This window comes from Ectothiorhodospira magna, from assembly GCF_900110965.1.
GTDB classification, from domain to species: domain Bacteria; phylum Pseudomonadota; class Gammaproteobacteria; order Ectothiorhodospirales; family Ectothiorhodospiraceae; genus Ectothiorhodospira; species Ectothiorhodospira magna.
On the sequence record NZ_FOFO01000002.1, the window covers coordinates 114,036 to 139,179 of the forward strand.

Consider the following 25,144-nt stretch of genomic DNA (forward strand, 5'->3'; position numbering starts at 1 on the left):
CTATCCTTTATTGTGAGGGTAAGCGGCATTTAAAGATCACGGTAGGCGTCCTCATCCGCCGCCGAGGCCCATTCGCTCAGCGTGCCTTCCACGGCCCTGGCCAGCAGTTGCTCCAGATCCAGGTTCATGCTGGACACCGCCCAGTCGGGTGCCTGGGTGAACGGCTGGTGGACATAGAACGGTCCTTCCCAGGTCTCGCCCTCCACGAGGACGATGGCCAGCCAGAACTTCTCCGTCTGGTTCAGGCCGTAGAGGATCTCGTTGCGGGAGACGGTCACCGTGGTCTGCCCCTTGGCGCGTCCCTTCACTTCGATGTGTCGGTCCGGCGGCAGGGAGCCATCGGGCTGAACCGGGGGCCGGGCGGTGATATCCCAGCCGCATTTCTGCGCCGAAACATCAAATACCTGATGCCCCATGGCTCGCTCGGCATCCATGACGGCCTGCATGGCGATGCGCTCGACCCGGGCGCGGGCCTGGGCATCCACCGTGAATGAAGTCTCTCCCTTGCGTTCCGCCAGCAGACCCCGAGGGATGACCAGGGCACCGCCAATCACCACCGGTGGACTGGAGACCACCTGTTTCATCGCCTCCAGTTCCCGGCGACGCTGGTTGAGCCGCTCGGTCAGTTCATCCACCCGTCGCCGGGCCATTTCCGGCTGCAGGCGCGGTTGTTTGCCGGCCTTCATGTCGTCGGTGAGCTTGATATAGCGATCCGACCAGTAATTGATTTCCTTCACCAGACGCTCGTTGACGGCATCCAGCACCTTGTCGGCCTGCCGCTGGCGTCGGGACTTCACTTCCTGGTAATGGTCGGGCACCAGGGCCTGCACCGCGTGGTTCAGGGCCAGGGCTTCCAGATCCTGAGTGAGCCAGGGCGCCTGGCGCAGATCCTTTACCAGGGCAAGCGCGTCGTCGTCGAGGGGTTCCAGATCCAGATGGGGCGCCCAACCGGCATGACCGCCCTGCCCCTGAGCGTCGATGGCCACGAATTGCAGACGCCGGGACACCACCCGTGGCGGGCGCCCACCCGTACCCTGTTCTTCCCGGACGGCATGATCCAGCATGAACAGCATCCAGGGTTCGGTGCCGTCGTCGTTGGGGTCCAGCAGTATGGCGCCCTGCTTGAGCCTGGCGCGGTGGGCCGAGAGCACCAGGTCCGTGATGGCGTGCATGAGCGGATGCAGGGGGTGGATCAGATCGGCCATGGGCTTGCCGGGAAGCCGCACCCGGTCCTTCTCGAAACAGATCCGTTCGTATTTCTTCAGGACCGGGGCACGGCTTTCGCTGATGACCCGATCCCGCTCCCGAATGGACGCCGGGACGTGGCGGATTTCATGGCGGCCCGCCTCCCGGGGGCGGAGTTCTCCCTGCAGGTGCTCAAAGGCCTGGACGAAAAAGGCCCGGATGAAATAGGGCTGCAGCTTGCGGGCCTCGGCCTTCTCCATCTCTTCCTTGACGGCGTACAACGCCTCCAGGTCCATGTGCTGTTCCACCAGGGCGTGACGGCGGATGATCTCCCGCAGGTGTTCGGTGTCCAGGGCACCTTCGATCACCTGTTCCAGGCGCGCCTTGACCTCGGGGGATTCGCCGTAGCGAATGGCTTCCACCAGCAGTGCCTTGAGGGAGATGTTTTCAAAGGCTTCCCCCAGGATGTCGAACACCTTGCCGCCGAGGGCGGTCTTTTCCACTTCCAGCTTGTCGAACAGTTTCTGGAACACCGCCCCTTCCCGGGTCTCGTTGGCCACCAGGTTCCACAGATGGCAGACCTCGGTCTGACCGATGCGGTGAATGCGCCCAAAGCGCTGTTCCAGCCGGTTCGGGTTCCAGGGCAGGTCGTAGTTGACCATCAGGTTGGCGTTCTGCAGGTTGACGCCTTCACCCGCGGCATCGGTGGCCACCAGAACCAGCACATCGGGGTTGTGGCGGAACTGCTCCTGGGCCTTGCGCCGGTCGTCCCGGTTGGTGCCGCCATGGATGGTGATCACCGATTCCGGGCGGCCCAGCAGGTTGCGGATGCGGTCCAGCAGGTAGTTGAGGGTGTCACGGTGCTCGGTGAAGATGATCAGCTTGCGGCGACTGCCGGTGGCGGTGTACATCTCCGGGCTGTCCTGCAACAGATGGGAGAGTTCTTCCCATTTGCGGTCCTTGCCGGACTGCACCAGTGCCATGGCCTGTTGCTCCAGCGCCCGCAGGCTGAAGATTTCCGCCTCCAGTTCGGCGACGGTCTCGGCGGCCGTGGCTTGATCCACTACCTGATCGGCGTAACGCTCGTATTCCTCGGCGTTCAGTTCCTCGTCCAGTTCGTCCAGGTTGTCCGGCAGTTCGATCTGCCTGGGGACCAGGTAGGTGCCCAGGCCAGAGGCAATGCCATCCTCCCGGACCGCCTGACCACGGGCCATCAGCCGCATCTCCTCAAGCTTGTCTTCCAGCTTGCGGCGGCGGCGTCTGAGGGACTGGTAGATGGCCTCGGGGCTGGAGGCCAGGCGCCGCTGCAACTGGGTGAGGGCAAAGCCCACGGTGCCCTTGCGCTTGCCGGACAGGGCATCGGCCCGGTTCATTTCATGGCGCACATACTCGGTCACATCGGTATAGAGGGCGGCTTCCAGGTCCGACAGGTCATAGTTGGCGGTATAGGCACGCCGCTCGGGAAACAGGGGGGTGCCGTCGAACTTGAGCAGTTCTTCCTTGACCATGCGGCGCATCATGTCGGAGACATCCACCTTGTGGGCGCCTTCGCGGAACTTGCCGTAGAAGCGGTCGCCATCCAGCAATGACAGCCAGATCTGAAAATCCTCTTCCTTGCCGTTGTGGGGGGTGGCCGTCATCAGCAGGAAATGGCGGCTGAGGGAACCCAGCAGTTCCCCCAGCTTGAAACGCTCGGTCTTGTTGACCTTGTTGCCGTAGTAGTTGGCCGACAGCTTGTGGGCCTCATCGACGATGATCAGGTCCCATTCGGTGGTGGCCAGCTTTTCCTGCAGTGCCTTGTTACGGGAGAGCTGATCCAGGCGGCAGATGAGCAGATCCTGCTGGTCGAAGTAGTTGCCGGAGGCGCATTGTTCCTGTTTTTCCCGGCTGAAGATTTCGAACTGCACCCCGAATTTTTCCAGCAGTTCTTCCTGCCATTGTTCCGTCAGGCCACCCGGCGACACGATCAGGATGCGCCGGGCATCGGCCCGCAGCAGCAGTTCCCGGATCAGCAGGCCGGCCATGATGGTTTTCCCGGCACCGGGGTCATCGGCCAGCACGAAGCGCAGCGGCTGCCGGGGCAGCATGGCCTCATAGACGGCGGCAATCTGGTGGGGCAGCGGCTCCACATTGGAGGTGTGCACGGCCATCATGGGATCAAACAGGGCGGCCTGGCTGATGCGGTAGGCTTCCAGGGCCAGCTTGAAGTCCTCGCCGGGGGCATCCAGCGCCCAGGGCCGCCCGGCCTGGGCCAGGGACAGGTTGACCTCGTCGCCGCGAAACAGCATCCGATCGTGCAGTTGTCCCTGACTGTCCCGGTAGATGACGGTGAGGGCATCCGTGCCCACCGGCTCCACGCTGACGATGCGGACGATCTCGTCATGCCGGATGCCGCGCACCTGGGCGTCTTTCCTGACGTCTTCGAGCTTCAGCATGGCAACCTCTCCCACGGGCTGATCCGGTTCGTGGCTGGTCGATCTGGCGGCTGGTTCCAGTGGGGGTAATCGGGGGGGAAACGATCCATGTGCGGCAGGCTCCTTGGGGGAGAGCAAATCGGGAATGGGTCACAGAAGCTTTATGCCATTATTGCAATGTTTCCTCAATCGGGGCGCAAGCCTTGCATTGAGAGTCATCAATAATGTACGCCACAGTCAAGCAGCCATACAGATTGCGGCCTACGCCGTTGCCGTGTTTCAACTCTCAGGTCCGCAGGTTGATGATAATGATGAAAATTTTCAGATGTACCTACAGGCTGATTCCCTTGATGATTCACCTGCTTCTGGCCGTGATCCTGACCCTGCTGCTGGGGCGACCCAACCAGGCCGGGATGCCGGATCAGCGATTCCGGCGGGTGCTTCAGTGGTGGTACCGGATATTCTGTCGGCTTTTCGGTGTGCGTATCCATGTACGCGGTCAACCCTCCGCCGGGCCGGTGCTGTCGGTTTCCAATCATATCTCCTGGCTGGATGTCCCGGTGCTGGGGGCCTATGCCCCGGTGGGTTTCCTGTCCAAGTCGGAGGTGCGCCGCTGGCCGCTGATCGGCTGGCTGTCCGGGCGTAATGGCACCGTGTTCATTCGCCGTGGCGCCACCGGCGCTGCCTCCCAGGTGTCCGATCAGATGGCCGGGCATCTGAGGGATGGCCATTCGGTGCATGTGTTTCCCGAGGGTATGACCACTCCAGGTACGGAGGTGCGCCGGTTTCATCCCCGGCTGTTCCAGGCGGCCCAGAGCGCCGGGTGTCCGGTACAGCCGGTGTCCATCCGCTACCTGCCCCCGGCAGATCATGCCGCCCCCTTTGTGGATAACCAGAATTTTCTTACCCATGCCCTGAGCCTGCTGACCATGCCCAGGGTCGATGTGGTTCTCAGCTTCCTGCCGCCGATCCCTGTGGAGGGCAGGGATCGGCGCAGTGTGTCCAGGGCAACCGAAGAGGTGGTCAGGGAGGCATTCCAGAACAGCCTGCCGCCGCCAACTTCAAAGCCATAAAAAACCGGCCTGTGCATGGCGGCGCTCACGCCCCAAGCGGGGATACATCCCCTTGCAGGGATTTGCATGGCGCCGCTACACTGGCCGCGAAAACGTGCCTGGGCTCGGGCGCGATAACTTGTTTTGTTTCTGGAGATGGCATGCTAGTCAAAGACATCATGCAGACCGAGGTCATTAGCATCTCGCCACTGGCCACGTTGCGGGAAGCCATGGCCAAAATGCGGCTTCATAAGGTGAAGTCGCTGGTGGTGGATCGCCGCGACAATCACGATGCCTATGGCATCCTGACCTATACAACCATTTTGCGCACGATTGTGTCTGAGGAAGGCGACATCGATCTGCTGAATGTTTACGACGTGTGCACCAAGCCAGCCCTGATTGTGCCGCAGATGATGGATGTGAAGTATGTGGCTGCCATGATGATTGCCCAGTCTGCCCATCGGGTGGTGGTCCTGGAGGGCGGCAACCTGGTGGGGCTGGTGACCATGAATGATATCGTCGGCGAAGTGCTGGCGATGACCGAAGACACCCATCTTCCGGACACCAAGGACGGCTAACAGGTCTGCTGGATGATCTCCGGTGTGGGACGGTCCAGACGGGCCAGGGTCATCCGTCCCCCCCAGACACAGCCGGTGTCCAGGGTGAGGACCTGATGTTCGTAACGATGGCCGATGGCGGACCAGTGCCCTACCACCAGTTTGAGGTCTGCGCTGGCTCGGCCCGGTACCTGAAACCAGGGCAGCAGGCCGGGGGGCTGGGTGCCCGGCGGCCCTTTGTGGTCCATGTCCAGGGTGCCGTCATGGGTGCAGTAGCGCAGCCGGGTGAAACAGTTGGTGATAAAGCGCAGGCGGGACCAGCCGGAGAGGGCCGGATCCCAGCGTTTGGGCTGATCGCCGTACATCCGCTGCAGCAGGGTGCGATAGTCGGGGCCTCGTAGCTTCTGGTGCAGTTCCTCGGCGCAGGCCAGGGCCGTGGCCAGATCCCATTGAGGCGGCAGGCCCGCATGGACCAGGGTCCAGCCGGCTGCTGCATCATGGTGCAGGATCGGCTGCTGCCGCAGCCAGTGCATGAGTGGTTCCCGATCCGGGCTGTCGAGGATCGGCTGAATCGTATCCCGGCGCCGGGGTTTGTGTACCCCGGCATGGAGGGCCAGCAGGTGCAGGTCGTGGTTGCCCAGCACCGTTACCGCCGCTGCCCCCAGGGAATGCACGAACCGCAGACAGCCCAGGGAGTCCGGTCCCCGGTTCACCAGATCTCCCACCAGCCACAGCCGGTCCTGGGCCGGGTCGAAGTGTACCCGGTCCAGGAGTCGTTGCAGCGGCTCAAGACAGCCCTGCAGGTCGCCAACGGCATACAGGGCCATGATGCCGGATCAGCCCTTCTTTTCCAGCAGGATATGCCGGAACCAGCCTCGCAGCATGGCCGGGCTGTCCTCCAGCATCTTCAGGTCGGTACGCTTTTTCATCAGGTTCTCGAATACCACATCGGTACGGGTGGCCAAAAACTGGGAGACCAGGCCCAGCAGACGGCGGAAGGGTGCACTTTCGCCAGGTTTGAGGAACTTGTCCAGAATCAGAATCCGGCCACCGGGTTTGAGCACCCGGGTGGCTTCCGTCAGTGCCTTGGCCGAGTTGGGGACCACCGCCAGGACATTGTGCATGACCACCACGTCGAATTGACCGTCTTCATAAGGCAGGGCCAGGGCGTTGCCTTCATGGAGTTCGATATCCAGATTCAGGGATTGGGCACGCTCCGTGGCTTTTTTGAGCATGGCCGGGGTCAGGTCTACGCCGGTGTAATGAGCGCCCTGGGGCAGGAAGGGAAAATCCAGTCCGGTGCCCACCCCCACCAGCAAGACGGATTGACCGTCTACGTTGCCCAGACGTTCCAGGCTGCGTTGTCTGACGCCGGCTGAAGGTTTTTCAATCAGTCGATCATAAATGGGTGCCCAGAGGGTGTAAGCGATGCGCATGAGGTTAGCCCGTGGTTATGGTGATGGATGGAGTGTGCAGGATGATTGATCTGCGCTCACAATTGTAGTCAGTGGTCAAGCCCCTGTCTAAAGTAGGGGCTTACGGGCTTGACCCAGGTCGGATTTATGGCATGCCCAGGGACGCTGCCAGACGGGCGGCGCCCAGCAGGCCCGCCTGGGGGTCGGTGATGACCTGAACCGGCATCTGTGCCAGCAGGTGGCTCATGGGCGGTTTGTGACCAAAGGCGGTGATGAACCCGCCGCCATCCAGCAGGGGCAGGATGCGCGGGGCAATGCCGCCGGCAATATAGATCCCGCCAAAAGGCAGGCAACCCAGGGCCAGATCACCGGTCTGGCCGCCGTAGAGGTCACAGAACAGGGCCAGGGCATCCACCGCCAGGGGATGACTGCCGGTGAGGGCAAGTCGGGTGAGTTCAGGGGCCGGGTCCGGTTGAGCCATGATGTCGCTGATGGTCTTGTCCGGTGTCTGGGGGCTTTCTTCAAGAAGAAAGCGGGCAATCCGGGCGATGCCCCGGCCACTGAGCAGGTGCTCCCGGCTGCAGCGCCCTTCCTGCTGGGTGATGCTGGCCCATAGACGGGACTGGCGGGCATCCCCTGGGGCCAGGGTGCTGTGGCCCGCTTCTGTAGGGATCAGTTGTGGGGGGTGGCCCGGACAGACCATGCACACGCCCAGGCCAGTGCCGGCCCCCACCACCAGACGCACCCCGGCGGGTTCCCGGTTGCCCTGTTGCAGGGTATGCAGACTGTCGGCGGGCAGATCTTCCAGACTGTGGGCAATGCCCTCAAAGTCATTGATCAGGACCACCCGGGCCAGTCCCAGATCCTGAGCCAGTTGCCGGGAGTCCAGATGCCAGGGCAGATTGGTGAGGCGGGCCTGTTGCTGATCTCCCCTTCGGGTGACGGGGCCGGCCAGGGCGAAGGTGGCCGCCACCGGCGTGCCCCCACCGGTCTGGGCCAGAAATGCCTGCACCATGGGGGCCAGGTGGGGATAATCGGCACTGATATAGTGTTGAATGTCCCTCTGGACCAGCTGGCCTTGTATCACTTTGGCCCGCATGAGCAAGGTCTTGGTGCCGCCAATATCGCCTGCCAGTATGTCCATCCAGTGCCCCTAGCCTGTCAGGCGGTTGCGCTTGTCGTTCAAACCTTGCATCAGGTGAGCAAAGGCATCGGCAAAAGCCTGTACCCCTTCGGCTTCCAGTCGGTCGGTGACACTTTCCAGATCGATACCCAGATCCGGCAGTCCCTGAATCAGGGCGCGGGCCTGTTCCTGATCCTGGGTGAGGGTCAGGGTCGGGCTGCCGTGATCCCGGAAGGCATCCAGAGTGGCCGGAGGCAGGGTATTGACTGTGTCCGGGCCAATCAGTCCGTCCACATACATGACATCGCTGTAGTCAGGATTTTTGGTGCCGGTGCTGGCCCATAGCAGCCGCTGGGGCTGGGCGCCCGCCCGGGCCAGCCGCTGCCAGCGTTCGCTGTCGCGGACGTGCTGAAAATGGGCATAGGCCAGTTTGGCATTGGCGATGGCCAGTTGTCCTCGCATATGTTCCACCGGACGGCCTTCACGGATGCGTTCCTCCAGCAGGGCATCCAGAGCGGTGTCGACCCGGCTGATGAAGAAGCTGGCCACCGAGGCAATGGAGGCCACCGGTGCCCCCTGGTTCAGCCGGGTTTCCAGTCCCTTGAGGAAGGCTTCCAGCACAGCCTGGTAGCGGGTGACGGAGAACAGCAACGTGACGTTGACGTTGATTCCGGCGGCAGTGAGTTGTTCGATGGCCGCCAGCCCGGGCAAGGTGCCGGGTACCTTGATCATCAGGTTGGCCCGATCCATCTGGCGGGCCAGGGTCAGGGCCTCCTCCACGGTGCCCTCGGTGTCGAAGGCCAGTTCCGGGGACACTTCCAGGCTGACAAAACCATCCCGGCCACCGCTTTCCCGGTAGGTGTCGGCAAAGGCATCGGCAGCGGCCTGCAGGTCGGCCATGGCCAGTCGGTAGAACAGGGCCTGGGTGGTCAGGTCCGGGGACTGGCTCAGACAATCCCGGATGGCGCTGTCGTACAGGTCACTGCCGGTGATGGCCTTGTCGAAAATGGCCGGATTGGAGGTCAGTCCCCCCAGGCCGTCTTCCCGGATCAGACGCCCCAGTGCCCCGGAGGTCATGAGGTCGCTGCGGATGTAGTCGTACCAGATGCTCTGGCCCAGGTCTTTCAGACGAAGCAGCGGGTTGTGTTCTGCCATGATGTCCTCGCTGATGGCGGATAAAAAAAGTAGGTTGACCCCTTGCGGGGCCGGCTTAGGGGCGGCCTGTGGCCACCTGGTTGGCCAGGCGGACGAACTCTGCCACCGACAGGGTTTCCGGGCGCCGACCGGGGTCGATGTCTGCGGCCATCATGGCCGCCGGATCTGCCAGCCCTTGCAGGGCGTTGCGTAGTGTTTTGCGGCGACGGGTGAATCCCTGGTGAACCAGGGCAGCAAACAGGGTGTCATCCTGGGCGGGCCAGGGTGGGGTTTTCCAGGGCACCAGCCGGACCACGGCGGAATCCACCCGTGGGGGGGGACGAAATGCTCCCGGTCCCACATGGAACAGGGCTTCAGCCTGGCAGTGGTATTGCACCATGATCCCCAGGCGTCCGTATTCGGCGGTGCCGGGAAGGGCGGTCAGCCGGTCCACCACTTCCTTTTGCAGCAAAAAGTGCATGTCCTGGATGCCATCGGCCCATTTGAGCAGGTGAAAGATCAATGGGGTAGAGATGTTATAGGGCAGGTTGCCGATGACCCGCAGCCCCTGGCCGGGGGGGACCGGCACTGTGCCGATGTCAAATTTCAGGGCATCGGCGGCATGAACCACCAGTTCACCGATGTCTGCATATTCGGTGTGCAGCCGGGGGATCAGGCTGCGGTCCAGTTCCACCACATGCAATTGCTGGCAGCGGGCCAGTACGGGCCGGGTGATGGCCCCCAGGCCAGGACCGATTTCCACCAGGGTTTGCCCTGGTTGGGGGTCGATGGCGCCGACGATGCGGCTGATGATGCCGGGATCATGAAGGAAATGCTGGCCAAAGCGTTTTTTGGGGGCATGTTCCACGGGGGATAAGGTCTCCAGAAGGGCCATCAGCGAATGCAGCGGTAGACATCATAGCCCCGCCGACCTTCCCGCAGGGGGCCTTGAGGCACCAGGGTGTCGCCCCCCATCTCGGCGGCTGCATTGCGGGCGGCGTGTTCCACTTCCTGGGTCAGCTTTTCTGGTGGGCGCCTGAAAATACCCACCTGTTCTGCCACCGAGGCGGAGGTGCTGCCGATACGTTCGCAGTTGCCGATTTCGTGGGCCTCCAGAATACGCACCCGCTCACCCCCTGGGGTGAGTTTGATGAATGTACACCCTCCCAGGGTCAGGGTGAGGGCCAGCAGGGCCAGGGTGCCGATGGGCAGGACTCGGGACATGGACGATTCCTCGGTGTGGGTCAGGATGATCCCTGTCGGGCCAGGGTAATGGCCAGCGCCAGGGCGGCGGTCAAACTGCCGGCCTCGGCCCGACCGGTGCCAGCCAGTGTCAGGGCCGTGCCGTGGTCCACGGAGGTGCGGATCATGGGCAGTCCCAGGGTGATATTCACGGCCTGGCCAAAACCGGCATGTTTAAGTACCGGTAGTCCCTGGTCATGGTACATGGCCAATACCGCGTCCGCCTCCCGCAGATGACGGTCAGTAAACAGGGTATCGGCGGGCAGGGGCCCTTGCAGGTCCATGCCTTCTCCCCGAAGCTGCTCCAGTACCGGGGTGATAATCCTGATTTCTTCATCACCCAGGTGTCCATCTTCCCCGGCATGGGGATTGAGACCGCAAACCAGGATCCGTGGTGCCGGTAATCCAAATTGCCGTTGCAGATCCTGATGCAGGATACGCAACACGGTCAGGAGTCGCGCCGGGGTGATGGCGGCAGGTACCCTGGACAGGGGCAGATGGGTGGTGGCCAGCGCCACCCGTAATGCCCCGGCAGCCAGCAGCATCACCGGCATCGGGGCACCACAGCGGGCCGCCAGAAATTCCGTATGGCCGGTAAAGGGTATGCCCGCCTGGTTGATGATGGCCTTGTTGACCGGCCCGGTGACCAGGGCGTCGAAGGTGCCAGCCATACAGCCGTCGGTCGCCCGCTCAAGGGTTTGCAGCACATAGGCACCATTGGCCGGGTCCAGATGTCCGGCCCGAACCGGCGCTGCAGTATGGCAATCCTCGACCACGGTCAGGGTGCCGGCAGCATCGGCCCTGGGGGGGCGTTCCGGGTCAAAGGGGATCAGTGTCAGCGGGTGTTTCAGGGCTTTGGCCCGGGCCTGCAAGACCTTGGGGTCGCCGATCACCACCCGTTGTGCCGGGCTGGGCTGCTGGGCCAGCATCACCACCAGATCCGGGCCGATGCCTGCAGGTTCTCCGGGGGTGATGGCGATACGGGGGACGATGGGGGTCATCGGCCCTCCAGAGGGGCAATGGGGCGGATCGGGCTGTCCAGATTCAGGGCATCCAGCCGCAGTTCCACAAAGGATTCATCCCGCAACCGGCGTAGCCACAGTTCCAGTTCGTCGTCCCGTTTGCGATCCCGAATGATCTCCCTGGCCTGGGTGCGCATCAGCGCCCTGGAACCATCGTGGTCCCGTCGTTCCAGCACTTCCATGATGTGCCAGCCAAAGGGGGTACGGACCGGTTCACTGACCTGACCGGGTGACAGGCGGTTCATCACATCCTCAAACTGGGGTACCAGATCGCCAGGATCGGTCCATCCCAGGTCGCCGCCCTGCAATGCGCTGCCCCGGTCGTCGGAATGGGCGCGGGCCAGTTCGGCAAAATCAGCACCATCCTTGATGCGTCCCCGCAGGCCAGAAAGGCGCTCAAAAGCCTCGTCACTGGTGAGCACTTCGGTGGGGGAGATCAGGATATGGCGTACTCTGGTTTGCCGGACCAGGGCGCGGGTGCCCCCGCGACGTTCTGCCAGTTTGATGATATGAAAACCAGACGGGGAGCGAATGACTTCGCTGACTTCTCCTTCCCGCATCAGGACCACATGGCGGGCAAACAGGGTGGGCACCTGGCTGGCCCGACGCCAGCCCAGATCCCCGCCTTCCAGAGCCTGTCTGCCGGCAGATTCCCGCAGGGCCAGGGCGGTGAAATCGGCGCCGGCAGCGGCTTCCTCGCGGATGTGCCCGGCCTGTTCCCGGGCAGCGCGGATCTGTTCCGGGGTTGCGCCTTCGGGCAGGGCAATGAGCAGATGCAGCAGCCGGTATTCCACATCCCTGTCAATGGCTCCGCTTTCACTGGCAATCAGGTCGTCGATTTCCTGTTCGCTGACCTGAATACGGGCATCCACCTGGCGCCGCCGCAGTTGGGAGATGGCCAGTTCATCCCGGACCTGCTCTCGAAAGGTGGGAAAATCCATGCCTTCGGCCACCAGCCGATCCCGAAACTGGGCCAGGGTCATGCGGTTTTCCCTGGCGATGCTCTCCACCGCGTTGTTGAGGGTGATATCGTCGATGCGGATACCGATGCGGCGGGCTTCCTGTAGTTGCAGGCGTTCAAGAATCAGTCGATCCAGCACCGGACGCACCAGCATTTCCCTGGGCGGGGCCTGGCCATCCCGGCTGGCCAGTTGCTGGCTGACATCGTCCATCCGCTGCAGTAGCTCACTGCGCATGATGACATCTTCTTCCACCACGGCAATGATCCGGTCCAGCAGGCGGTCTTCCGTAGCGGCCACCGGTTGGGCGCCGAGGATGCCAGACCCGGCCAGGAGCAGGAGGATCAACAGCAGTTTAGTCATGAATGTGATAACCCAGTACGCCCTCGCTCAGCAGGTCACCAAGGCCGGTGCCCAGACTGCCGAGTCCCTTGAGGATCAGTTGAAAGTAGATGCCGTCATTGTACTCGTTCGTGGCGCCATCGTTGAGATAACGCCGGGAGACCAACTGAAAGGCCCAGCAGCAGCGTTTGTATTCCAGACCTGCCAGGATTTCCAGATCCCGGTCATCCCGCAGACTGTAGGCCCAGCGTCCAACCATCTCCCACTGGGGGGACAGGGGCCAGGCAAAGGACAGGTCCGTCTGTTCCAGCAGGTCTTCCCGGTAGCGATGCCCCAGGTTGATCACCCGCCGTCCGTCCAGCCGGTATTGCACATGGGTTGAGGCGCGTTCTGTCTGTTCCCGTCGTGGATCCCACTGGATGCTGCCCCGGGCGCTCCAGTGATCTCCCAGGCGCACCCCGGCCTCACCCACCAGGGCAGAACTGCTGGCAGTATGGGCGGTGTCGGTGTCCTGCAAGGTCACCCGCCGATCTTCAAAATAGTGAATTTGCCCCAGACTGGCCCGCAGGCGCTCGGTGCCGGAATGGCCGTCGATCAACCGGGTGGTGAGGGCCGTGGTGAGCTGGTTGGCGTCTGCTACCCGGTCGGGGCCGCTGAACCGGTGATCCCGAAATAGCTGGTCAAAGCTAAAGTCAAACTGGGCCGTATCAAACAGGGGAATGTCGTCCTGTTCCCGGTAGGGCACATAAAGGTAGTACAGCCTGGGTTCCAGGGTCTGGAGGCGGCCCCCTTCCAGAGGGCGGTCCAGGAACAGGCCGGCATCCAGACTGGCAATGGGGACAGTGCGGCTCAGGTGTGAGGCGACGCCGGCGGGCTGCTGGTCCAGGTCGTAATGGGTGAACTGGTATTTCAGGCCGGGGGTGAAAAACCAGGCCGCGCCCTGGAAGGGGCGGCTGATTTCCGGCATCAGGTCCGTGCGCCGGGCAGTGACCGTGTTGTCCCGCTCAAAAGCCACCCATTCGCCCCGCATGCGGTAGGCCCAACTGCCGGGCCGGGGTGCCCATTGCCCCTGATAGAGCACCTGGGGCAGGCGCTTGTAGGGGCGGTTGTTGCCGGAGAGGCTGTCATCCAGGGTCTGAAAGTCCTGCACCCGTCCCAGCAGGGTCCAGCCCTGACCACTGTAGATCAGGTCGGCCCGCCGCTCCAGATGGGTGATTCCGGTGTCGTCCAGGGCATTGCCCAGATCCCGGAAGTAGCGGTCATCGGACACATCGGTGCCGGTGATATGGGCGTGCAATGCCGGTCGGATACGCCAGTGATGATCCCAGGCGGTCAGGGTGCGATCTTCTCCATAACGGGTGTCATTGGGCAGATGATCCAGTTGCAACCGTCCTTCACTGTTGGGGTTTAGATAGCGAAACTCCGATGTCACCATGGCGCCCCGGCTGTCCATGAGTCGCAGGCCCAGGGTGGCATCCCGGTGGGGGGCCAGATTCAGATACAGGGGGATCAGCAGATCGGTTCCGGTGTTGTCCGACGTGCCGAAACGGGGCGGCAGCAGCCCGGTCTTGCGGCGGTCGTCGATGGGAAAGGTGATCCAGGGGGTGTACAGCAGTGGCACACCGTAAAACCGCAGCAGCACCGAGTTGGCCGTGCCTTGACCCGTATCCCGGTTCAGGGTGACCTGTTCTGCAGACAGCAGCCATTCATCCTGTCCAGGGTCGCAGGTGGTGAAGGTGGCACCCTGCAGGGATAGCCGGTCGGGGCCTTGAGGTTCCAGTATCCGGGCCTCGCCCCGGACATGCCGGGGATCATAACGATAACGGGCATCCTTGAAACGGCCCGTTTCGGTATCCAGGTACAAAAATCCCCCAGGGCTGTCAAAGGCGATGCCGCTGGTGGTCTCCAGGCGGACGTTGCCGGTGGTATCTAAAAAACCCCGTTGCTCGTCGTAGTGGATGCGGTCTGCCCACAGGCTGCGATACCGGTCCTGCAAGGTGACATCGCCTTCCAGTCGGGAAACCCCGTCCCGGTCGATAAAGGCATGGTCGGCAGACAGGTGCAGGCGCTGATCCTCCGGGGCCAGCCGGGGGGCGGGTTCGGGACGCGGTGCACATAAGGACCAGGTTTCGCCATGGGCAAGGGGTATGCAGGCGGCCATGACCAGGCAGCAGGACAACAGTGCATGGGGTTTGATCAAAATGCTGCCAGGGCGCGTTGGACTGGCATCCATGGGGATCGGCTCGGGCATTGGATGGGGTGATCCCGAGACACTGGATGTGTCTCGGGATAAAGGGCGTGATTACTGACGGGTGGATGCCAATACGTCGGCAACGGCCTTGTAGATGGTTTCGATTTCCCCTTCACCCTTAACGGTTTTGAGCAGGCTGCGTTCGTTGTAGTACTGAACCAGGGGGCGGGTCTGTTCTTCGTAGACCTTGAGGCGGTTGCGAATGGTGTCTTCGTTGTCGTCGGCCCGATGGGTCAGTTCACCCCCGCAGACATCACAGACGTTCTCTTCCCGGGTGGGGTGGGTGTAGCGGTTGAAGACCGCACCACAGGAGGCGCAGGTCTGACGGCCAGTGAGACGCTGCATCAGGCTTTCAAAGTCCACGTCGATGAGCAGGGCCACGTCCAGCGGTTTGCCCAGATCCTTGAGCAGATCATCCAGCGCACCCGCCTGGGCCAGGTTGCGGGGAAAACCATCAAGGATGTAGCCCTGCTGGGTGTCGGGCATGGCCAGACGCTCGCGGATCATGCCCAGTACGATATCGTCGGTCACCAGCTGACCGGCGTCCATGGCTGCCTTGGCCTGCTGGCCCAGGGGCGTTCCGGCGGCAACGGCGGCGCGCAGCAGATCTCCGGTGGAGATTTGAGGCACCTGGTAACGTTCCATGATCAGCTTGGATTGGGTTCCCTTGCCGGACCCTGGTGCGCCCAGAAGCACGATACGCATGGCATTTCCCCTTTTGAAATAATAGTGTGTATTGCATGGGTTATAGAGACATCAGGCCGAAACTTATACCCGCTCATGTGGCCGGCACGCAAGCATTCTCCCCCTTGGGATGGGTTTTTCCCGGCCCTGTTGTCGTTATAATGCCGTCTCTTGATCTCAACCCCCCTGGGCCATCTCGTCAACTCCCCCTGCCTGACCAGGCGCTTTACCGGGTCGCCCTGGCAGCCCGGTGAGTGGCAGGCCCAATCTGTTTCGGCGGCTGCAATACCGCAGCCCCAATGCCTCCTGTGACTTGAGTCGCGGGTTTCCTTGCGAGGGACTATGAATATTGACAAAATTTCTGCGGGCAAAGACCTGCCCAATGACATCAACGTAATTATCGAAATTCCTGCCCATGCGTCGCCGGTGAAGTACGAGGTGGACAAGGACAGTGGTGCCCTGCTGGTGGATCGGTTCATGGCCACCCCCATGTTCTATCCCTGCAACTATGGGTTTGTGCCCCATACCCTGTCCGATGATGGCGATCCGGTGGATGTACTGGTGATGACGCCCTTCCCGGTGGCCAGCGGCAGCGTGATCCGTTGCCGGCCTGTGGGCATGCTCAAGATGAAGGACGAGGCGGGTGAGGATGCCAAACTGCTGGCAGTGCCCGTATCCAAGCTGTCCCGTGAGTATGACCATATCCAGGAACCTGAAGACGTGCCGGCTTTGCTGCTGGATCAGATCAAGCATTTCTTTGAGCATTACAAGGAACTGGAACCGGGCAAGTGGGTACAGGTCGAAGGCTGGGTCGGTGCCGATGAGGCCAGAGCCGAAATCGACAGCGGCGTAAAACGCTATCAGAGCCAGGCTTGATGATAGGCAAGGGGAGGCAACCCGCCTCCCCCTGCCATCCCCGTTTACTGTATGTATACCGGACGCCAGCCTCTGTTCTGGCCGTGAGCCTTCCGGATCAAGGGCATGTCGCGTCAACCCATTAAAAATCATCATCAGGAACAGCGTCTGTTCCTTGCCAGGGTCATCGTCCTGGGGGTGGTCATTGTGCTGCTGTTTACCCTGGTGGCCATGCGACTGACCCAGTTACAGGTGGTCAACCATTCCCATTTTGCCACCTTGTCCCAGAATAACCGGGTGCGACTGGAGGCCCTGCCGCCGCCTCGGGGGCTGATCTATGACCGCAATGGGGTGGTATTGGCGGAAAACCGTCCGGCTTACCAACTGGAAGTGACCCCGGAGCAGGTGGGTAATCTGCAAGATACCCTGGATCGCCTGTCGGATTTGCTGGAACTGGAACCGGAGGAAATTGACCGTTTTCGCCGTGCCCTGCGGGGGAAACGCCCGTTCCAGGCGGTACCGCTCAAGCTCAATCTGACTGACGAGGAACTGGCCAACTTTGCCGTGAACCGTCATTTGTTTCCCGGTGTGGATGTGCAGGCCAGGGTGGCCCGGCATTACCCCCACGGGGCGTCACTGGCCCATGTTATCGGCTATGTGGGGCGTATTGATGAACGGGAGATGGCCCGTATCGACACCCGCCGCTATGCCGGCACCACCCATATCGGCAAGCTGGGTATCGAGCGTTATTACGAAGACGACCTGCATGGTCAGGTGGGATTTCAGAAAGTGGAGGTGAACGCCCAGGGGCGTACCCTGCGTATCCTGGAGCGAGAGCCGCCGGTGCCGGGGCGTGATCTGGTGCTGAGCCTGGATGTGCGTCTGCAGGCGGTGGCCCAGGAGGCGCTGGAGGGCATGGCCGGGGCCATTGTGGCCATGGATCCCCGCAACGGTGAAGTGCTGGCCATGGTCAGCATGCCTACTTTTGACCCGAACCTGTTTGTCCACGGCATTCCCGCCCGTACTTTCAATGAGTTACGCAATAATCGCCGTCAGCCCCTGTTCAACCGGGCGCTGTCTGGTCAGTATCCGCCCGGCTCCACCTTGAAAATGCTGGTGGGACTGGCGGGGCTTGAGCATGGCGTGATCCGGGCCGACCGCATGATGTTCGCCGCAGGCTACTACACCCTGCCCAACGATACCCGGCGTTATCGGGACTGGCGGCGGCACGGTCATGGCTGGGTGGATCTGGACAAGGCCATTACCCAGTCCTCGGATGTGTATTTTTACGACATGTCCTTCCGCCTGGGGATTGATCGGATGTCGGAATTTCTCGGGCGCTTCGGGGTGGGGGAGGCCACGGGCATCGACAGTACCGGTGAACGTCGGGGATTGTTGCCCAGTCGGGAATGGAAACGGGGTGCCCATGGCATGCCCTGGTTTCCCGGTGAAACCTTGATCACCTCCATCGGTCAGGGCTATATGCTGGCTACACCGGTGCAGTTGGCTTCCATCACCAGCACCCTGGCCATGCGCGGCCAGCGGGTGCGACCCCATTTGCTGCGGGGGGTGCTGGGTGAGGACGGGGAGGAACTTCATGTGGCCGAGCCGGAATTTTTGACCCCGGTTCAGGTGTCCCGGCCCGAGTTCTGGGACCAGGTGCTCACTCCCATGGAGCATGTCATGCATCGACCCAATGGCACTGCCTTTCACTCGGCGGGCCGTGATGCACCCTATCGCATCGCCGGCAAGACCGGCACATCCCAGGTCTTCAGTCTGGGACAGGATGAGGAGTATGACGAAGGTGCCTTGCCCAGGCATCTGTGGGACCACGCCCTGTTCATCGGCTTTGCACCGGCAGAAGATCCTCGTATCGCGGTGGCGGTATTGGTGGAAAATGGCGGTAGCGGAGGGCGAGTGTCGGCGCCGGTGGCCCGTCGGGTCATGGACTATTTCATGCTGGAGATGACCCCTGATGCGCAATGGTACCGCTGACGAGCCTGGTCTGGGTCGTGCCATCCTGCGCGCCTTGCATCTGGACCTGCTGCTGCTGGGTGGGGTGGTGCTGTTGCTGGCCATCGGCTTTGTGGTGCTCTATAGCGCCAGCGGGGAAAATATCGACACCCTGTATCGTCAGGGGGTGCGGGTGGGCGTTGCCTTCATGGTGCTGCTGTTGCTGGCACAGATTCCTGCCCATCACCTGCGCCAATGGTCACCCTGGGTGTATGTGTTCGGGGTGCTGTTGCTGCTGGCGGTGATGTTTTTCGGTGAGGTGGGCAAAGGTGCCCAGCGCTGGCTGGACCTGGGGGTGGTGCGTTTCCAGCCTTCGGAATTCATGAAGATTGCCGTGCCCATGATGGTGGCCTGGTATTTTGCCGACCGCCCCCTGCCCCCCCGGTTTCTTGAGGTGGTGATTGCTGCCTTGCTGGTGCTGGTGCCGGCGGGTCTGATTGCCCGCCAGCCGGACCTGGGTACGGCGCTGCTGGTGGCCGGTTCGGGGCTGGTGATCATTTTTCTGGCTGGGGTACGTTGGCGCATTCTCATGGCTTTGGGGGCTTTGGCCATGCTGGCAGCCCCTGTGCTGTGGCATTTCATGCAGGATTATCAGCGCCGGCGGGTACTCACCCTGTTGAATCCGGAAAGCGATCCCCTGGGGGCGGGTTATCACATTATCCAGTCCAAAATCGCCATTGGTTCGGGGGGACTTTATGGCAAGGGATGGCTCAACGGCACCCAGTCCCAGCTTGAGTTTTTGCCGGAGCGGTCCACCGATTTCATTTTTGCCGTCCATGCCGAAGAATTTGGCCTGATGGGGGTATTGCTGCTGCTGGCCTTGTATCTGTTCGTGATCATCCGTGGGCTGATCATCGCCTTGCGCGCCCAGGACACCTACTCCCGATTGCTGGCGGGCAGCTTGAGCTTTACCTTCTTCATCTATGTCCTGGTCAACACCGGAATGGTGTCGGGATTGTTGCCCGTGGTCGGGGTGCCCTTGCCCCTGTTGAGCTACGGTGGTACATCCATGGTGACCCTGATGGCGGCTTTCGGTATTCTCATGTCCATCCACTCTCACCGTAGACTGCTAGCCCGATGACTTCCCCGACTGCTATGCCCCGGTTTCGTACATTTTCTGCCCTGCTGCTGACCTTGATGCTGTCCAGCATCGTGGCCGTGGCCGGGGCCAATCCCCGCGGCCTGGTGGCCGGTGACCCACCCTATCTGGAGCGGGAGGAGGTACGGGAATTCATTCGCACCCTGGTGCAGGAAGACGGTTTTGATGCCCGTGAGCTGGAGCGCCTGTTTACCCAGGTGCGGCCCCAGCAGCGGGTGCTGGATCTGATTTCCACCCCGGCGGAGGCCCGACCCTGGAAGGATTACCGGCCAATCTTCCTGACCGAACAACGTATCCGGGCCGGAGAGCGTTTCTGGCGGGAGCATGAAGCCACCATTTTGCGCGCCCAGGAAACCTTTCAGGTGAACGCAGAGATTATCGTTGCCATCATTGGTGTGGAGACGTTCTATGGCCGCCATCAGGGGACTTTCCCGGTACTTGATGCCCTGGTGACCCTGGGCTTTGATTATCCGCGCCGGGCTGATTTCTTCCGCTCCGAGTTACGTCACTACCTGCATCTGGTGCAGGAGGAAGGGCTGGATTTGCGGGGGACGCTGGGTTCCTACGCCGGAGCCATGGGTCGAGGACAGTTCATTTCTTCCAGTTATCGGGAATATGCCGTGGATTTCAACGGCGATGGCCGGCGTGATCTGCTCAATTCCTGGCCCGACGCCATCGGCAGTGTGGCCAACTATTTTCGTCGGCACCATTGGACCATGGGGGCGCCCGTAGTGGTTCGGGCCAACGTGGAAGGGGACGCCTACAAGGCATTGCTGGGAGGTGGGTTCCAGGCCCGCTTCGATCTGGATGAACTGGCTCGTCATGGTCTTAGACCCGAGGGACGGGTGGACCCCCAGGCCCGCTTCTCGGTCATCGAGTTGGAGGCAGACGACGGGGTTCAGGTCTGGCTGGGGTATGACAACTTCTATGTGATTACCCGATACAATCGCAGCCCCCTCTATGCCATGGCGGTGTATGAACTGGCCCGGGAAATCCGTCAGGCCCGTGAGCAGTCCCTGGCCCGGGAGCCCTGAAAATGACGCCGGGATGGTGGGGTGGGCGGCTGTCTGTGGTGTTGCTGGTGCTGACGGTGACTGCCTGTAGTGGCCCCCGTGGTTCTGGGGTGCCACCGGCCTCCCCCACATCTCCCGCCTCACCTGCAGAGCAGGACGGTGCGCCCCATCCATCCCGGATACCGGATTTGTCGCGGATTCCTGAACCCATTCCCCGGGCAGAGCCGCCCAGTCGTTACGGTAACCCGGAATCCTACGTGGTATTCGGGCGCCGCTATACCACCCTCAACAGTGCCGCCGGATACCGGGAGCGGGGTATTGCGTCCTGGTATGGCACCAAGTTTCATGGCCGACGCACCTCCAGTGGCGAACCTTACGATATGTTTGCCATGACCGCGGCCCATACATCCCTGCCCCTGCCCACCTATGTTCGGGTCACCAATCTGGACAATGGGCGCAGTGTGGTGGTGCGGGTGAATGATCGGGGGCCATTTGTGGACAATCGCATCATTGACCTTTCCTACGCGGCGGCCCATCGTATTGGCATGCTGGAGCGGGGAACGGCGCCCGTGGAGGTCAAGGCGCTGACTGCCACCACGTTGTCCGACAGACCCGCCATCGGTGGGGCGGGTCCGGTGTTTTTTCAGGTGGGGGCTTTTTCCAGTCGATCCAATGCAGAACAATTGCGCCGCCAACTGAATACCCGTCTGGATCGGGTCTCTCTGGCTGAAACCCGGCGGGCCGATGGTACCATCTATCGGGTTCGGGTAGGCCCCCTGACGGATATCCGCAGCCAGCAGGACACGGCCAGAGTGCTGGAATCCATGGGGTTGGGGGATTTTCGCGTGGTTGCCGATTGAACCGGGGCGCATCGAGGGGGGCACACCGCCATTGCCGTGTGTTGCACTGGACAGACGATCATGGCGATACTTTCTTAACCTAACCACACAAGAGGACGCGAGATTCCAAAGCACGGGGTTTCTCGCACAATGATGATGATGCCAAGATTTCTTGTTAGCGTTTTATTGCTTGCGCTTCTATGGCCCGGTTTGGCGGGGGCCAACCTGCGGGTGTCTCCCCCTTCGGATCTGGTGGCCCGTAACTATGTGGTGCTTGATGCCGCCAGTGGCATGATGCTGGCAGAACGGGAGGCGGGCCAGCGGGTGGAACCCGCCAGCCTGACCAAGATCATGACCGCCTATATCGTCTTCAAGGAATTGCAGGACGGCAAGCTGGCCCTCAACGAGCGGGTTGACGTCAGCGAACGGGCCTGGCGTACCGGAATGCGGGGCGCTTCGCGCATGTTCATCGAAGTGGGCACCCAGGTGACGGTGGAGGAGTTGATCCGTGGCATGATCGTGCAGTCCGGCAATGATGCCTGTGTTGCCCTGGCTGAACGGATTGCCGGGACCGAAGGGGCATTTGTGGACATGATGAATGCCCAGGCTCGGGCCTTGGGCATGTATGACACCCGGTTCCAGAACAGTCACGGTTTGCCCAGTGATACGCCCCAGTACACCACCGCTTACGATATCGCCGTGTTGATGCAGGCGCTGATCCGCAATTTCCCCGAATATTATCCTTACTATTCCGAGCGCAGTTTCAGCTTCAATGGCATTTCCCAGTCCAATCGCAACATCCTGCTGTGGCGGGATGATTCGGTAGACGGTGGCAAAACGGGCTGGACCAGCAGTGCCGGTTACAACCTGGTGTCCTCTGCCCAGCGGGATGGCACCCGTCTGGTGGTTTCTGTCATGGGAATTCAAGCCGCCGACCACGAGCAAGGAGGCCGGTTGCGGGCCAATGAATCCCAGGCGCTGTTTAACTGGGCCTTCAGACAGTTTGAGACTCACAAGCTCTACGATGCCGGGATGGCGCTGACCGAAGCCAGAGTCTACAAGGGCGAGGAAGACCGGGTGCCCTTGGGGTTGGTGCGCGATCTGCATGTGAGCATTCCTCGGGGCAGTTATGACCGTCTGCAGGCCGAGGTGTCCCTGGAAGGCAAGCTGGAGGCCCCCATTGAACATGGTCGGACCTATGGCGAGTTGCGCATCATGCTGGACGGTGAGCCTTTGCAGGTGGTGCCCTTGGTGGCCCTGCGCGGGATTGAGGAAGGTGGTCTGTTCCGACGCCTGATCGACAGTGCCTGGATGTGGATTCGCTGAACCTTTGGGTGTGTCGAGACATGATCATCTATCTCAACGGTGAATTCGTGCCGGAAGCCCAGGCCCAGGTTTCTGTATTTGACCGGGGTTTTCTGTTCGGTGACGGGGTCTATGAGGTGATCCCGGTGTTCGGTGGCCGGCCATTGCAACTGGCGGCGCATCTGGCCCGTCTGGCCCGCAGTCTGGCCGAGGTGCGTATCCACAATCCCCATGACCCGTCGGGCTGGGAATCCCTGCTGGCAACCCTGCTGGAGAAAAATCCGGGCGGGGACCGCAGCCTTTATATTCAGGTGACCCGAGGCGTGGCCCGGCGTGATCACGCCTTTCCCGTCGGCGTCCAGCCCACGGTGTTTGCCATGGTCAATCCCATCGCCCCCCAGAATCCGGCGGTACTGGAGCAGGGGGTGGCGGCAGTGGTGGTGGACGACCATCGCTGGTCCCGTTGCGACATCAAGGCCATCACCCTGTTGCCCAACGTGCTGGCCCGTCAGGAAGCCCTGGATGCCGGGGCCACGGAAGCCATCCTGATCCGTCAGGGGTTGGCCACGGAAGGGGCAGCCAGCAATCTGTTCGTGGTGGGGGATGGGGTCATCATCACCCCGCCCAAGGACCGGTCCCTGTTGCCCGGCATTACCCGGGATCTGGTGATGGAACTGGCCCAGGACGCAGGGTTGCCGTTGATGGAGTCCACCATTCCAGAGCAGTCCCTGCAGATGGCCGAGGAGATCTGGCTCACCAGTTCCACCCGGGAGATCCTGCCGGTGACCCGTCTTGACGGTCGGCCAGTGGGGACGGGCCTGCCCGGCCCGGTGTGGCGGCGTATCCATGGCCTGTACCAGGATTACAAGGCCCGACTGCGGGAGGGCGCCTGATGCAAAAGCCTGAAGAGATGGGATTACAGTTTCCCTGCCAGTTCCCGGTCAAGGTGTTTGGTGCCTCGGTGCCGGAGCTGGGGGAACGGGTGCGGGCCATTGTCGGCAAGCATGTGCCGGATATCCGGGAGTCGGATTTTTCCCAGCGTGCCTCCAAGGGTGGGCGCTACCAGGCCATCACCATCCGTGTCCATGCCCAAAGTCAGGCCCAGATGGATGCCCTGTATCTGGAACTCAATGCCTGCGAGCTGGTGCAGATGACCCTTTGAGTCCGGCCTGATGTCCGCCATTTTCGTTCGCCGACTGGGGTGCCGGGATTATGCCCTGACCTGGCGGCAGATGCAGACCTTTACCGATGTCCGGGATGACGCCACTGCCGATGAACTCTGGCAGGTGGAGCATCCGCCGGTATTCACCCTGGGCCTTAATGGCAAGTCCGAGCATATTCTCGATGCGGGGGACATCCCGGTGATTGCGGTGGACCGGGGTGGGCAGGTGACCTACCACGGACCGGGGCAGGTGGTTATTTATACCCTGCTGGATCTGCGCCGCGCCGGCCTGGGGGTGAGGGCCCTGGTCACCGCGCTGGAGTCGGCGGTGATCGATTATCTGGCCATCCAGGGCATCACCGCCCGGGCCAGGCCGGATGCACCGGGGGTCTATGTGGATGGAGCCAAGATTGCCGCCCTGGGGCTGCGGGTCCGGCGCGGGGGCAGTTATCATGGGCTGGCCTTCAACCTTGACCCGGACCTGTCCGCCTTTGATCGCATCAATCCCTGCGGCCATCGGGGTCTGGTGACCACTTCGCTGGCGGCGCTGGGGGTACGGACGAACTGGGATCAGGCGGCCCAGGGATTGACTCAGGCCCTGTCCCAGCGGTTGCACAGACCGGTTATCGGCCCATGATCCCCAGTGTTACCCGCTCCCTGCCGCCCAGATCCCGCACCGTCTCCACTTCGGTAAACCCCCGCTGCGCCAGCAGTGTCCGCACCGCCTCGCCCTGATCCATCCCATGTTCCAGCAGCAAGGTGCCACCCGGCTCCAGATGTCCGGGGGCCTGCTCGACGATCCGGCGGATGTCCATCAGGCCGTCCGGCCCGGAGGCCAGGGCCGAGGGGGGTTCAAAGCGTAGATCCCCCTGGGTCAGATGGGGGTCTGCGTCGGCGATATAGGGGGGATTGGAGACGATCAGATCAAACCGTTCGCCGGCCAGGGGCTCGAACCAGTTGCCCAGGCGGCAGTGCACCCGCGCCTCCAGCCCCAGCCGCATCACGTTTTCCCGTGCCACCGCCAGCGCCTCGGGGGAGCGGTCCACGGCAATGATATGGCATTGGGGGCGCTCCACAGCCAGGGCCAGGGCGATGGCACCGGTGCCCGTGCCCAGGTCCGCCAGCCGGCCCGAAAAGTCTTCGGCCAGCCGGGACAGGGCGGTTTCCACCAGGGTTTCGGTATCGGGGCGGGGGATCAGCACACCGGGGCGGACCGCAAGGTTCAGGGACCAGAATTCCCGGCTGCCCAGCAGGTAGCTGACCGGTTCCCCCTCGCCGCGGCGCCGCACCAGGGCCTGAAAGATCCCCAGGGCGTTCGGGTCTTCCAGGATGTCATCGCCATGGGCGTAGAGCCAGCCCCGATCCTTGCCCAGAACATGGGCCAGCAACAGTTCGGCGTCCAGACGGGGGGTGTCACCGTGGGCCAGGGCGGATCTCGCCTCCACCAGCAGGGCCTTGAGGGTGATGGCGGGCAAGGC

At 62.2% G+C, this 25,144-nt stretch carries 23 protein-coding genes; 11 read left to right on the forward strand and 12 right to left on the reverse strand.

Annotation, left to right across the window (positions count from 1 at the left end):
- Positions 1 to 29: 29 nt before the first annotated feature.
- The gene (locus BMX62_RS01330) at positions 30 to 3,620 is read right to left on the reverse strand and encodes a helicase-related protein (RefSeq protein ID WP_090202868.1); all 3,591 of its coding nucleotides are present in this window, start codon (positions 3,618 to 3,620) and stop codon (positions 30 to 32) included.
- Positions 3,621 to 3,949: 329 nt separating this feature from the next.
- On the opposite strand from BMX62_RS01330, the gene BMX62_RS01335 reads away from it, so the two are divergent.
- A complete protein-coding gene (locus tag BMX62_RS01335; protein ID WP_238375797.1) occupies positions 3,950 to 4,672 on the forward strand; it encodes a lysophospholipid acyltransferase family protein in 723 nt (240 codons plus the stop codon).
- Between the two features lie 140 nt (positions 4,673 to 4,812).
- Positions 4,813 to 5,229 (forward strand): CBS domain-containing protein, encoded by a 417-nt coding sequence (locus tag BMX62_RS01340; protein ID WP_090202871.1) that lies wholly within the window; start codon positions 4,813 to 4,815, stop codon positions 5,227 to 5,229.
- Here the strand turns inward: BMX62_RS01340 and BMX62_RS01345 are convergent.
- From BMX62_RS01345 to BMX62_RS01390, 10 genes are all read right to left on the reverse strand, one after another.
- A complete protein-coding gene (locus BMX62_RS01345) occupies positions 5,226 to 6,035 on the reverse strand; it encodes a symmetrical bis(5'-nucleosyl)-tetraphosphatase (RefSeq protein ID WP_090202874.1) in 810 nt (269 codons plus the stop codon). The two genes, BMX62_RS01340 and BMX62_RS01345, sit on opposite strands and share 4 nt — an antisense overlap.
- A 9-nt stretch (positions 6,036 to 6,044) precedes the next feature.
- On the reverse strand, positions 6,045 to 6,644 hold the full coding sequence (locus BMX62_RS01350) for a class I SAM-dependent methyltransferase (RefSeq protein WP_090202876.1): 600 nt from the start codon (positions 6,642 to 6,644) through the stop codon (positions 6,045 to 6,047).
- A 124-nt stretch (positions 6,645 to 6,768) separates the two neighbouring features.
- The gene (gene glk, locus BMX62_RS01355) at positions 6,769 to 7,767 is read right to left on the reverse strand and encodes a glucokinase (RefSeq protein ID WP_090202878.1); all 999 of its coding nucleotides are present in this window, start codon (positions 7,765 to 7,767) and stop codon (positions 6,769 to 6,771) included.
- A 9-nt stretch (positions 7,768 to 7,776) separates the two neighbouring features.
- The gene (gene tal, locus BMX62_RS01360) at positions 7,777 to 8,901 is read right to left on the reverse strand and encodes a transaldolase (RefSeq protein ID WP_090202881.1); all 1,125 of its coding nucleotides are present in this window, start codon (positions 8,899 to 8,901) and stop codon (positions 7,777 to 7,779) included.
- A gap of 55 nt (positions 8,902 to 8,956) precedes the next feature.
- Complete coding sequence (rsmA, locus tag BMX62_RS01365; RefSeq protein ID WP_090202884.1) at positions 8,957 to 9,775, reverse strand: 16S rRNA (adenine(1518)-N(6)/adenine(1519)-N(6))-dimethyltransferase RsmA; 819 nt, start codon at positions 9,773 to 9,775, stop codon at positions 8,957 to 8,959.
- Positions 9,775 to 10,104 (reverse strand): DUF4156 domain-containing protein, encoded by a 330-nt coding sequence (locus BMX62_RS01370; RefSeq protein WP_090202888.1) that lies wholly within the window; start codon positions 10,102 to 10,104, stop codon positions 9,775 to 9,777. Before BMX62_RS01370 ends, rsmA begins: the two co-directional genes overlap by 1 nt.
- A gap of 20 nt (positions 10,105 to 10,124) precedes the next feature.
- Positions 10,125 to 11,123, reverse strand: coding sequence for a 4-hydroxythreonine-4-phosphate dehydrogenase PdxA (gene pdxA, locus BMX62_RS01375; RefSeq protein WP_090202891.1), 999 nt, complete (start codon positions 11,121 to 11,123; stop codon positions 10,125 to 10,127).
- Positions 11,120 to 12,466, reverse strand: a complete 1,347-nt coding sequence (locus BMX62_RS01380; protein WP_090202894.1) for a peptidylprolyl isomerase — start codon at positions 12,464 to 12,466, stop codon at positions 11,120 to 11,122. Before BMX62_RS01380 ends, pdxA begins: the two co-directional genes overlap by 4 nt.
- Positions 12,459 to 14,696 (reverse strand): LPS-assembly protein LptD, encoded by a 2,238-nt coding sequence (locus BMX62_RS01385; RefSeq protein ID WP_238375798.1) that lies wholly within the window; start codon positions 14,694 to 14,696, stop codon positions 12,459 to 12,461. The genes BMX62_RS01380 and BMX62_RS01385 overlap by 8 nt, the downstream gene beginning before the upstream one ends.
- A 51-nt stretch (positions 14,697 to 14,747) precedes the next feature.
- Complete coding sequence (locus tag BMX62_RS01390) at positions 14,748 to 15,401, reverse strand: adenylate kinase (protein WP_090202896.1); 654 nt, start codon at positions 15,399 to 15,401, stop codon at positions 14,748 to 14,750.
- A 321-nt stretch (positions 15,402 to 15,722) separates the two neighbouring features.
- Between BMX62_RS01390 and ppa the strand changes: the two genes are divergently transcribed.
- The 9 genes from ppa (at position 15,723) to lipB (ending at position 24,303) form a co-directional block, all read left to right on the forward strand.
- The gene (gene ppa, locus BMX62_RS01395; RefSeq protein WP_090202899.1) at positions 15,723 to 16,256 is read left to right on the forward strand and encodes an inorganic diphosphatase; all 534 of its coding nucleotides are present in this window, start codon (positions 15,723 to 15,725) and stop codon (positions 16,254 to 16,256) included.
- A gap of 105 nt (positions 16,257 to 16,361) precedes the next feature.
- Positions 16,362 to 18,230 carry a penicillin-binding protein 2 gene (gene mrdA / locus BMX62_RS01400; protein WP_090202903.1) on the forward strand — a complete coding sequence of 623 codons (1,869 nt, stop codon included), beginning with the start codon at positions 16,362 to 16,364 and terminating at the stop codon, positions 18,228 to 18,230.
- Positions 18,211 to 19,329 carry a rod shape-determining protein RodA gene (gene rodA / locus BMX62_RS01405; protein WP_090202904.1) on the forward strand — a complete coding sequence of 373 codons (1,119 nt, stop codon included), beginning with the start codon at positions 18,211 to 18,213 and terminating at the stop codon, positions 19,327 to 19,329. The genes mrdA and rodA overlap by 20 nt, the downstream gene beginning before the upstream one ends.
- Positions 19,326 to 20,381, forward strand: coding sequence for a lytic murein transglycosylase B (gene mltB / locus BMX62_RS01410; protein ID WP_090202909.1), 1,056 nt, complete (start codon positions 19,326 to 19,328; stop codon positions 20,379 to 20,381). The genes rodA and mltB overlap by 4 nt, the downstream gene beginning before the upstream one ends.
- Positions 20,382 to 20,383: 2 nt before the next feature.
- Entirely contained in the window at positions 20,384 to 21,220 is an 837-nt protein-coding gene (locus BMX62_RS01415) for a septal ring lytic transglycosylase RlpA family protein (RefSeq protein WP_090202910.1), read from the forward strand.
- 135 nt (positions 21,221 to 21,355) lie between these two features.
- The gene (locus BMX62_RS01420; protein ID WP_090203118.1) at positions 21,356 to 22,525 is read left to right on the forward strand and encodes a D-alanyl-D-alanine carboxypeptidase family protein; all 1,170 of its coding nucleotides are present in this window, start codon (positions 21,356 to 21,358) and stop codon (positions 22,523 to 22,525) included.
- A gap of 20 nt (positions 22,526 to 22,545) precedes the next feature.
- Positions 22,546 to 23,397, forward strand: a complete 852-nt coding sequence (locus BMX62_RS01425) for a D-amino acid aminotransferase (protein ID WP_090202914.1) — start codon at positions 22,546 to 22,548, stop codon at positions 23,395 to 23,397.
- Positions 23,397 to 23,666 (forward strand): YbeD family protein, encoded by a 270-nt coding sequence (locus tag BMX62_RS01430; protein ID WP_090202917.1) that lies wholly within the window; start codon positions 23,397 to 23,399, stop codon positions 23,664 to 23,666. The genes BMX62_RS01425 and BMX62_RS01430 overlap by 1 nt, the downstream gene beginning before the upstream one ends.
- 10 nt (positions 23,667 to 23,676) lie before the next feature.
- A complete protein-coding gene (gene lipB / locus BMX62_RS01435) occupies positions 23,677 to 24,303 on the forward strand; it encodes a lipoyl(octanoyl) transferase LipB (protein WP_090202920.1) in 627 nt (208 codons plus the stop codon).
- Here lipB and prmC read toward each other — a convergent pair.
- Positions 24,290 to 25,141 carry a peptide chain release factor N(5)-glutamine methyltransferase gene (gene prmC, locus BMX62_RS01440; protein WP_090202924.1) on the reverse strand — a complete coding sequence of 284 codons (852 nt, stop codon included), beginning with the start codon at positions 25,139 to 25,141 and terminating at the stop codon, positions 24,290 to 24,292. The two genes, lipB and prmC, sit on opposite strands and share 14 nt — an antisense overlap.
- Between the last annotated feature and the right edge of the window lie 3 nt (positions 25,142 to 25,144).

Coding starts and splice junctions, on each gene's coding strand:
- tal (WP_090202881.1), bottom strand. CDS start 8,901: ATGGCAGAACACAACCCGCTGCTTCGTCTGAAAGACCTGGGCCAGAGC.
- BMX62_RS01335 (WP_238375797.1), top strand. CDS start 3,950: ATGATTCACCTGCTTCTGGCCGTGATCCTGACCCTGCTGCTGGGGCGA.
- BMX62_RS01380 (WP_090202894.1), bottom strand. CDS start 12,466: ATGACTAAACTGCTGTTGATCCTCCTGCTCCTGGCCGGGTCTGGCATC.
- BMX62_RS01420 (WP_090203118.1), top strand. CDS start 21,356: ATGATGCCAAGATTTCTTGTTAGCGTTTTATTGCTTGCGCTTCTATGG.
- rsmA (WP_090202884.1), bottom strand. CDS start 9,775: ATGGCCCTTCTGGAGACCTTATCCCCCGTGGAACATGCCCCCAAAAAA.
- pdxA (WP_090202891.1), bottom strand. CDS start 11,123: ATGACCCCCATCGTCCCCCGTATCGCCATCACCCCCGGAGAACCTGCA.
- BMX62_RS01330 (WP_090202868.1), bottom strand. CDS start 3,620: ATGCTGAAGCTCGAAGACGTCAGGAAAGACGCCCAGGTGCGCGGCATC.
- BMX62_RS01345 (WP_090202874.1), bottom strand. CDS start 6,035: ATGGCCCTGTATGCCGTTGGCGACCTGCAGGGCTGTCTTGAGCCGCTG.
- BMX62_RS01385 (WP_238375798.1), bottom strand. CDS start 14,696: ATGCCCGAGCCGATCCCCATGGATGCCAGTCCAACGCGCCCTGGCAGC.
- glk (WP_090202878.1), bottom strand. CDS start 7,767: ATGGACATACTGGCAGGCGATATTGGCGGCACCAAGACCTTGCTCATG.
- BMX62_RS01370 (WP_090202888.1), bottom strand. CDS start 10,104: ATGTCCCGAGTCCTGCCCATCGGCACCCTGGCCCTGCTGGCCCTCACC.
- mltB (WP_090202909.1), top strand. CDS start 19,326: ATGACTTCCCCGACTGCTATGCCCCGGTTTCGTACATTTTCTGCCCTG.
- ppa (WP_090202899.1), top strand. CDS start 15,723: ATGAATATTGACAAAATTTCTGCGGGCAAAGACCTGCCCAATGACATC.
- BMX62_RS01350 (WP_090202876.1), bottom strand. CDS start 6,644: ATGCGCATCGCTTACACCCTCTGGGCACCCATTTATGATCGACTGATT.
- BMX62_RS01430 (WP_090202917.1), top strand. CDS start 23,397: ATGCAAAAGCCTGAAGAGATGGGATTACAGTTTCCCTGCCAGTTCCCG.
- mrdA (WP_090202903.1), top strand. CDS start 16,362: ATGTCGCGTCAACCCATTAAAAATCATCATCAGGAACAGCGTCTGTTC.
- lipB (WP_090202920.1), top strand. CDS start 23,677: ATGTCCGCCATTTTCGTTCGCCGACTGGGGTGCCGGGATTATGCCCTG.
- BMX62_RS01415 (WP_090202910.1), top strand. CDS start 20,384: ATGACGCCGGGATGGTGGGGTGGGCGGCTGTCTGTGGTGTTGCTGGTG.
- BMX62_RS01340 (WP_090202871.1), top strand. CDS start 4,813: ATGCTAGTCAAAGACATCATGCAGACCGAGGTCATTAGCATCTCGCCA.
- rodA (WP_090202904.1), top strand. CDS start 18,211: ATGCGCAATGGTACCGCTGACGAGCCTGGTCTGGGTCGTGCCATCCTG.
- BMX62_RS01425 (WP_090202914.1), top strand. CDS start 22,546: ATGATCATCTATCTCAACGGTGAATTCGTGCCGGAAGCCCAGGCCCAG.
- BMX62_RS01390 (WP_090202896.1), bottom strand. CDS start 15,401: ATGCGTATCGTGCTTCTGGGCGCACCAGGGTCCGGCAAGGGAACCCAA.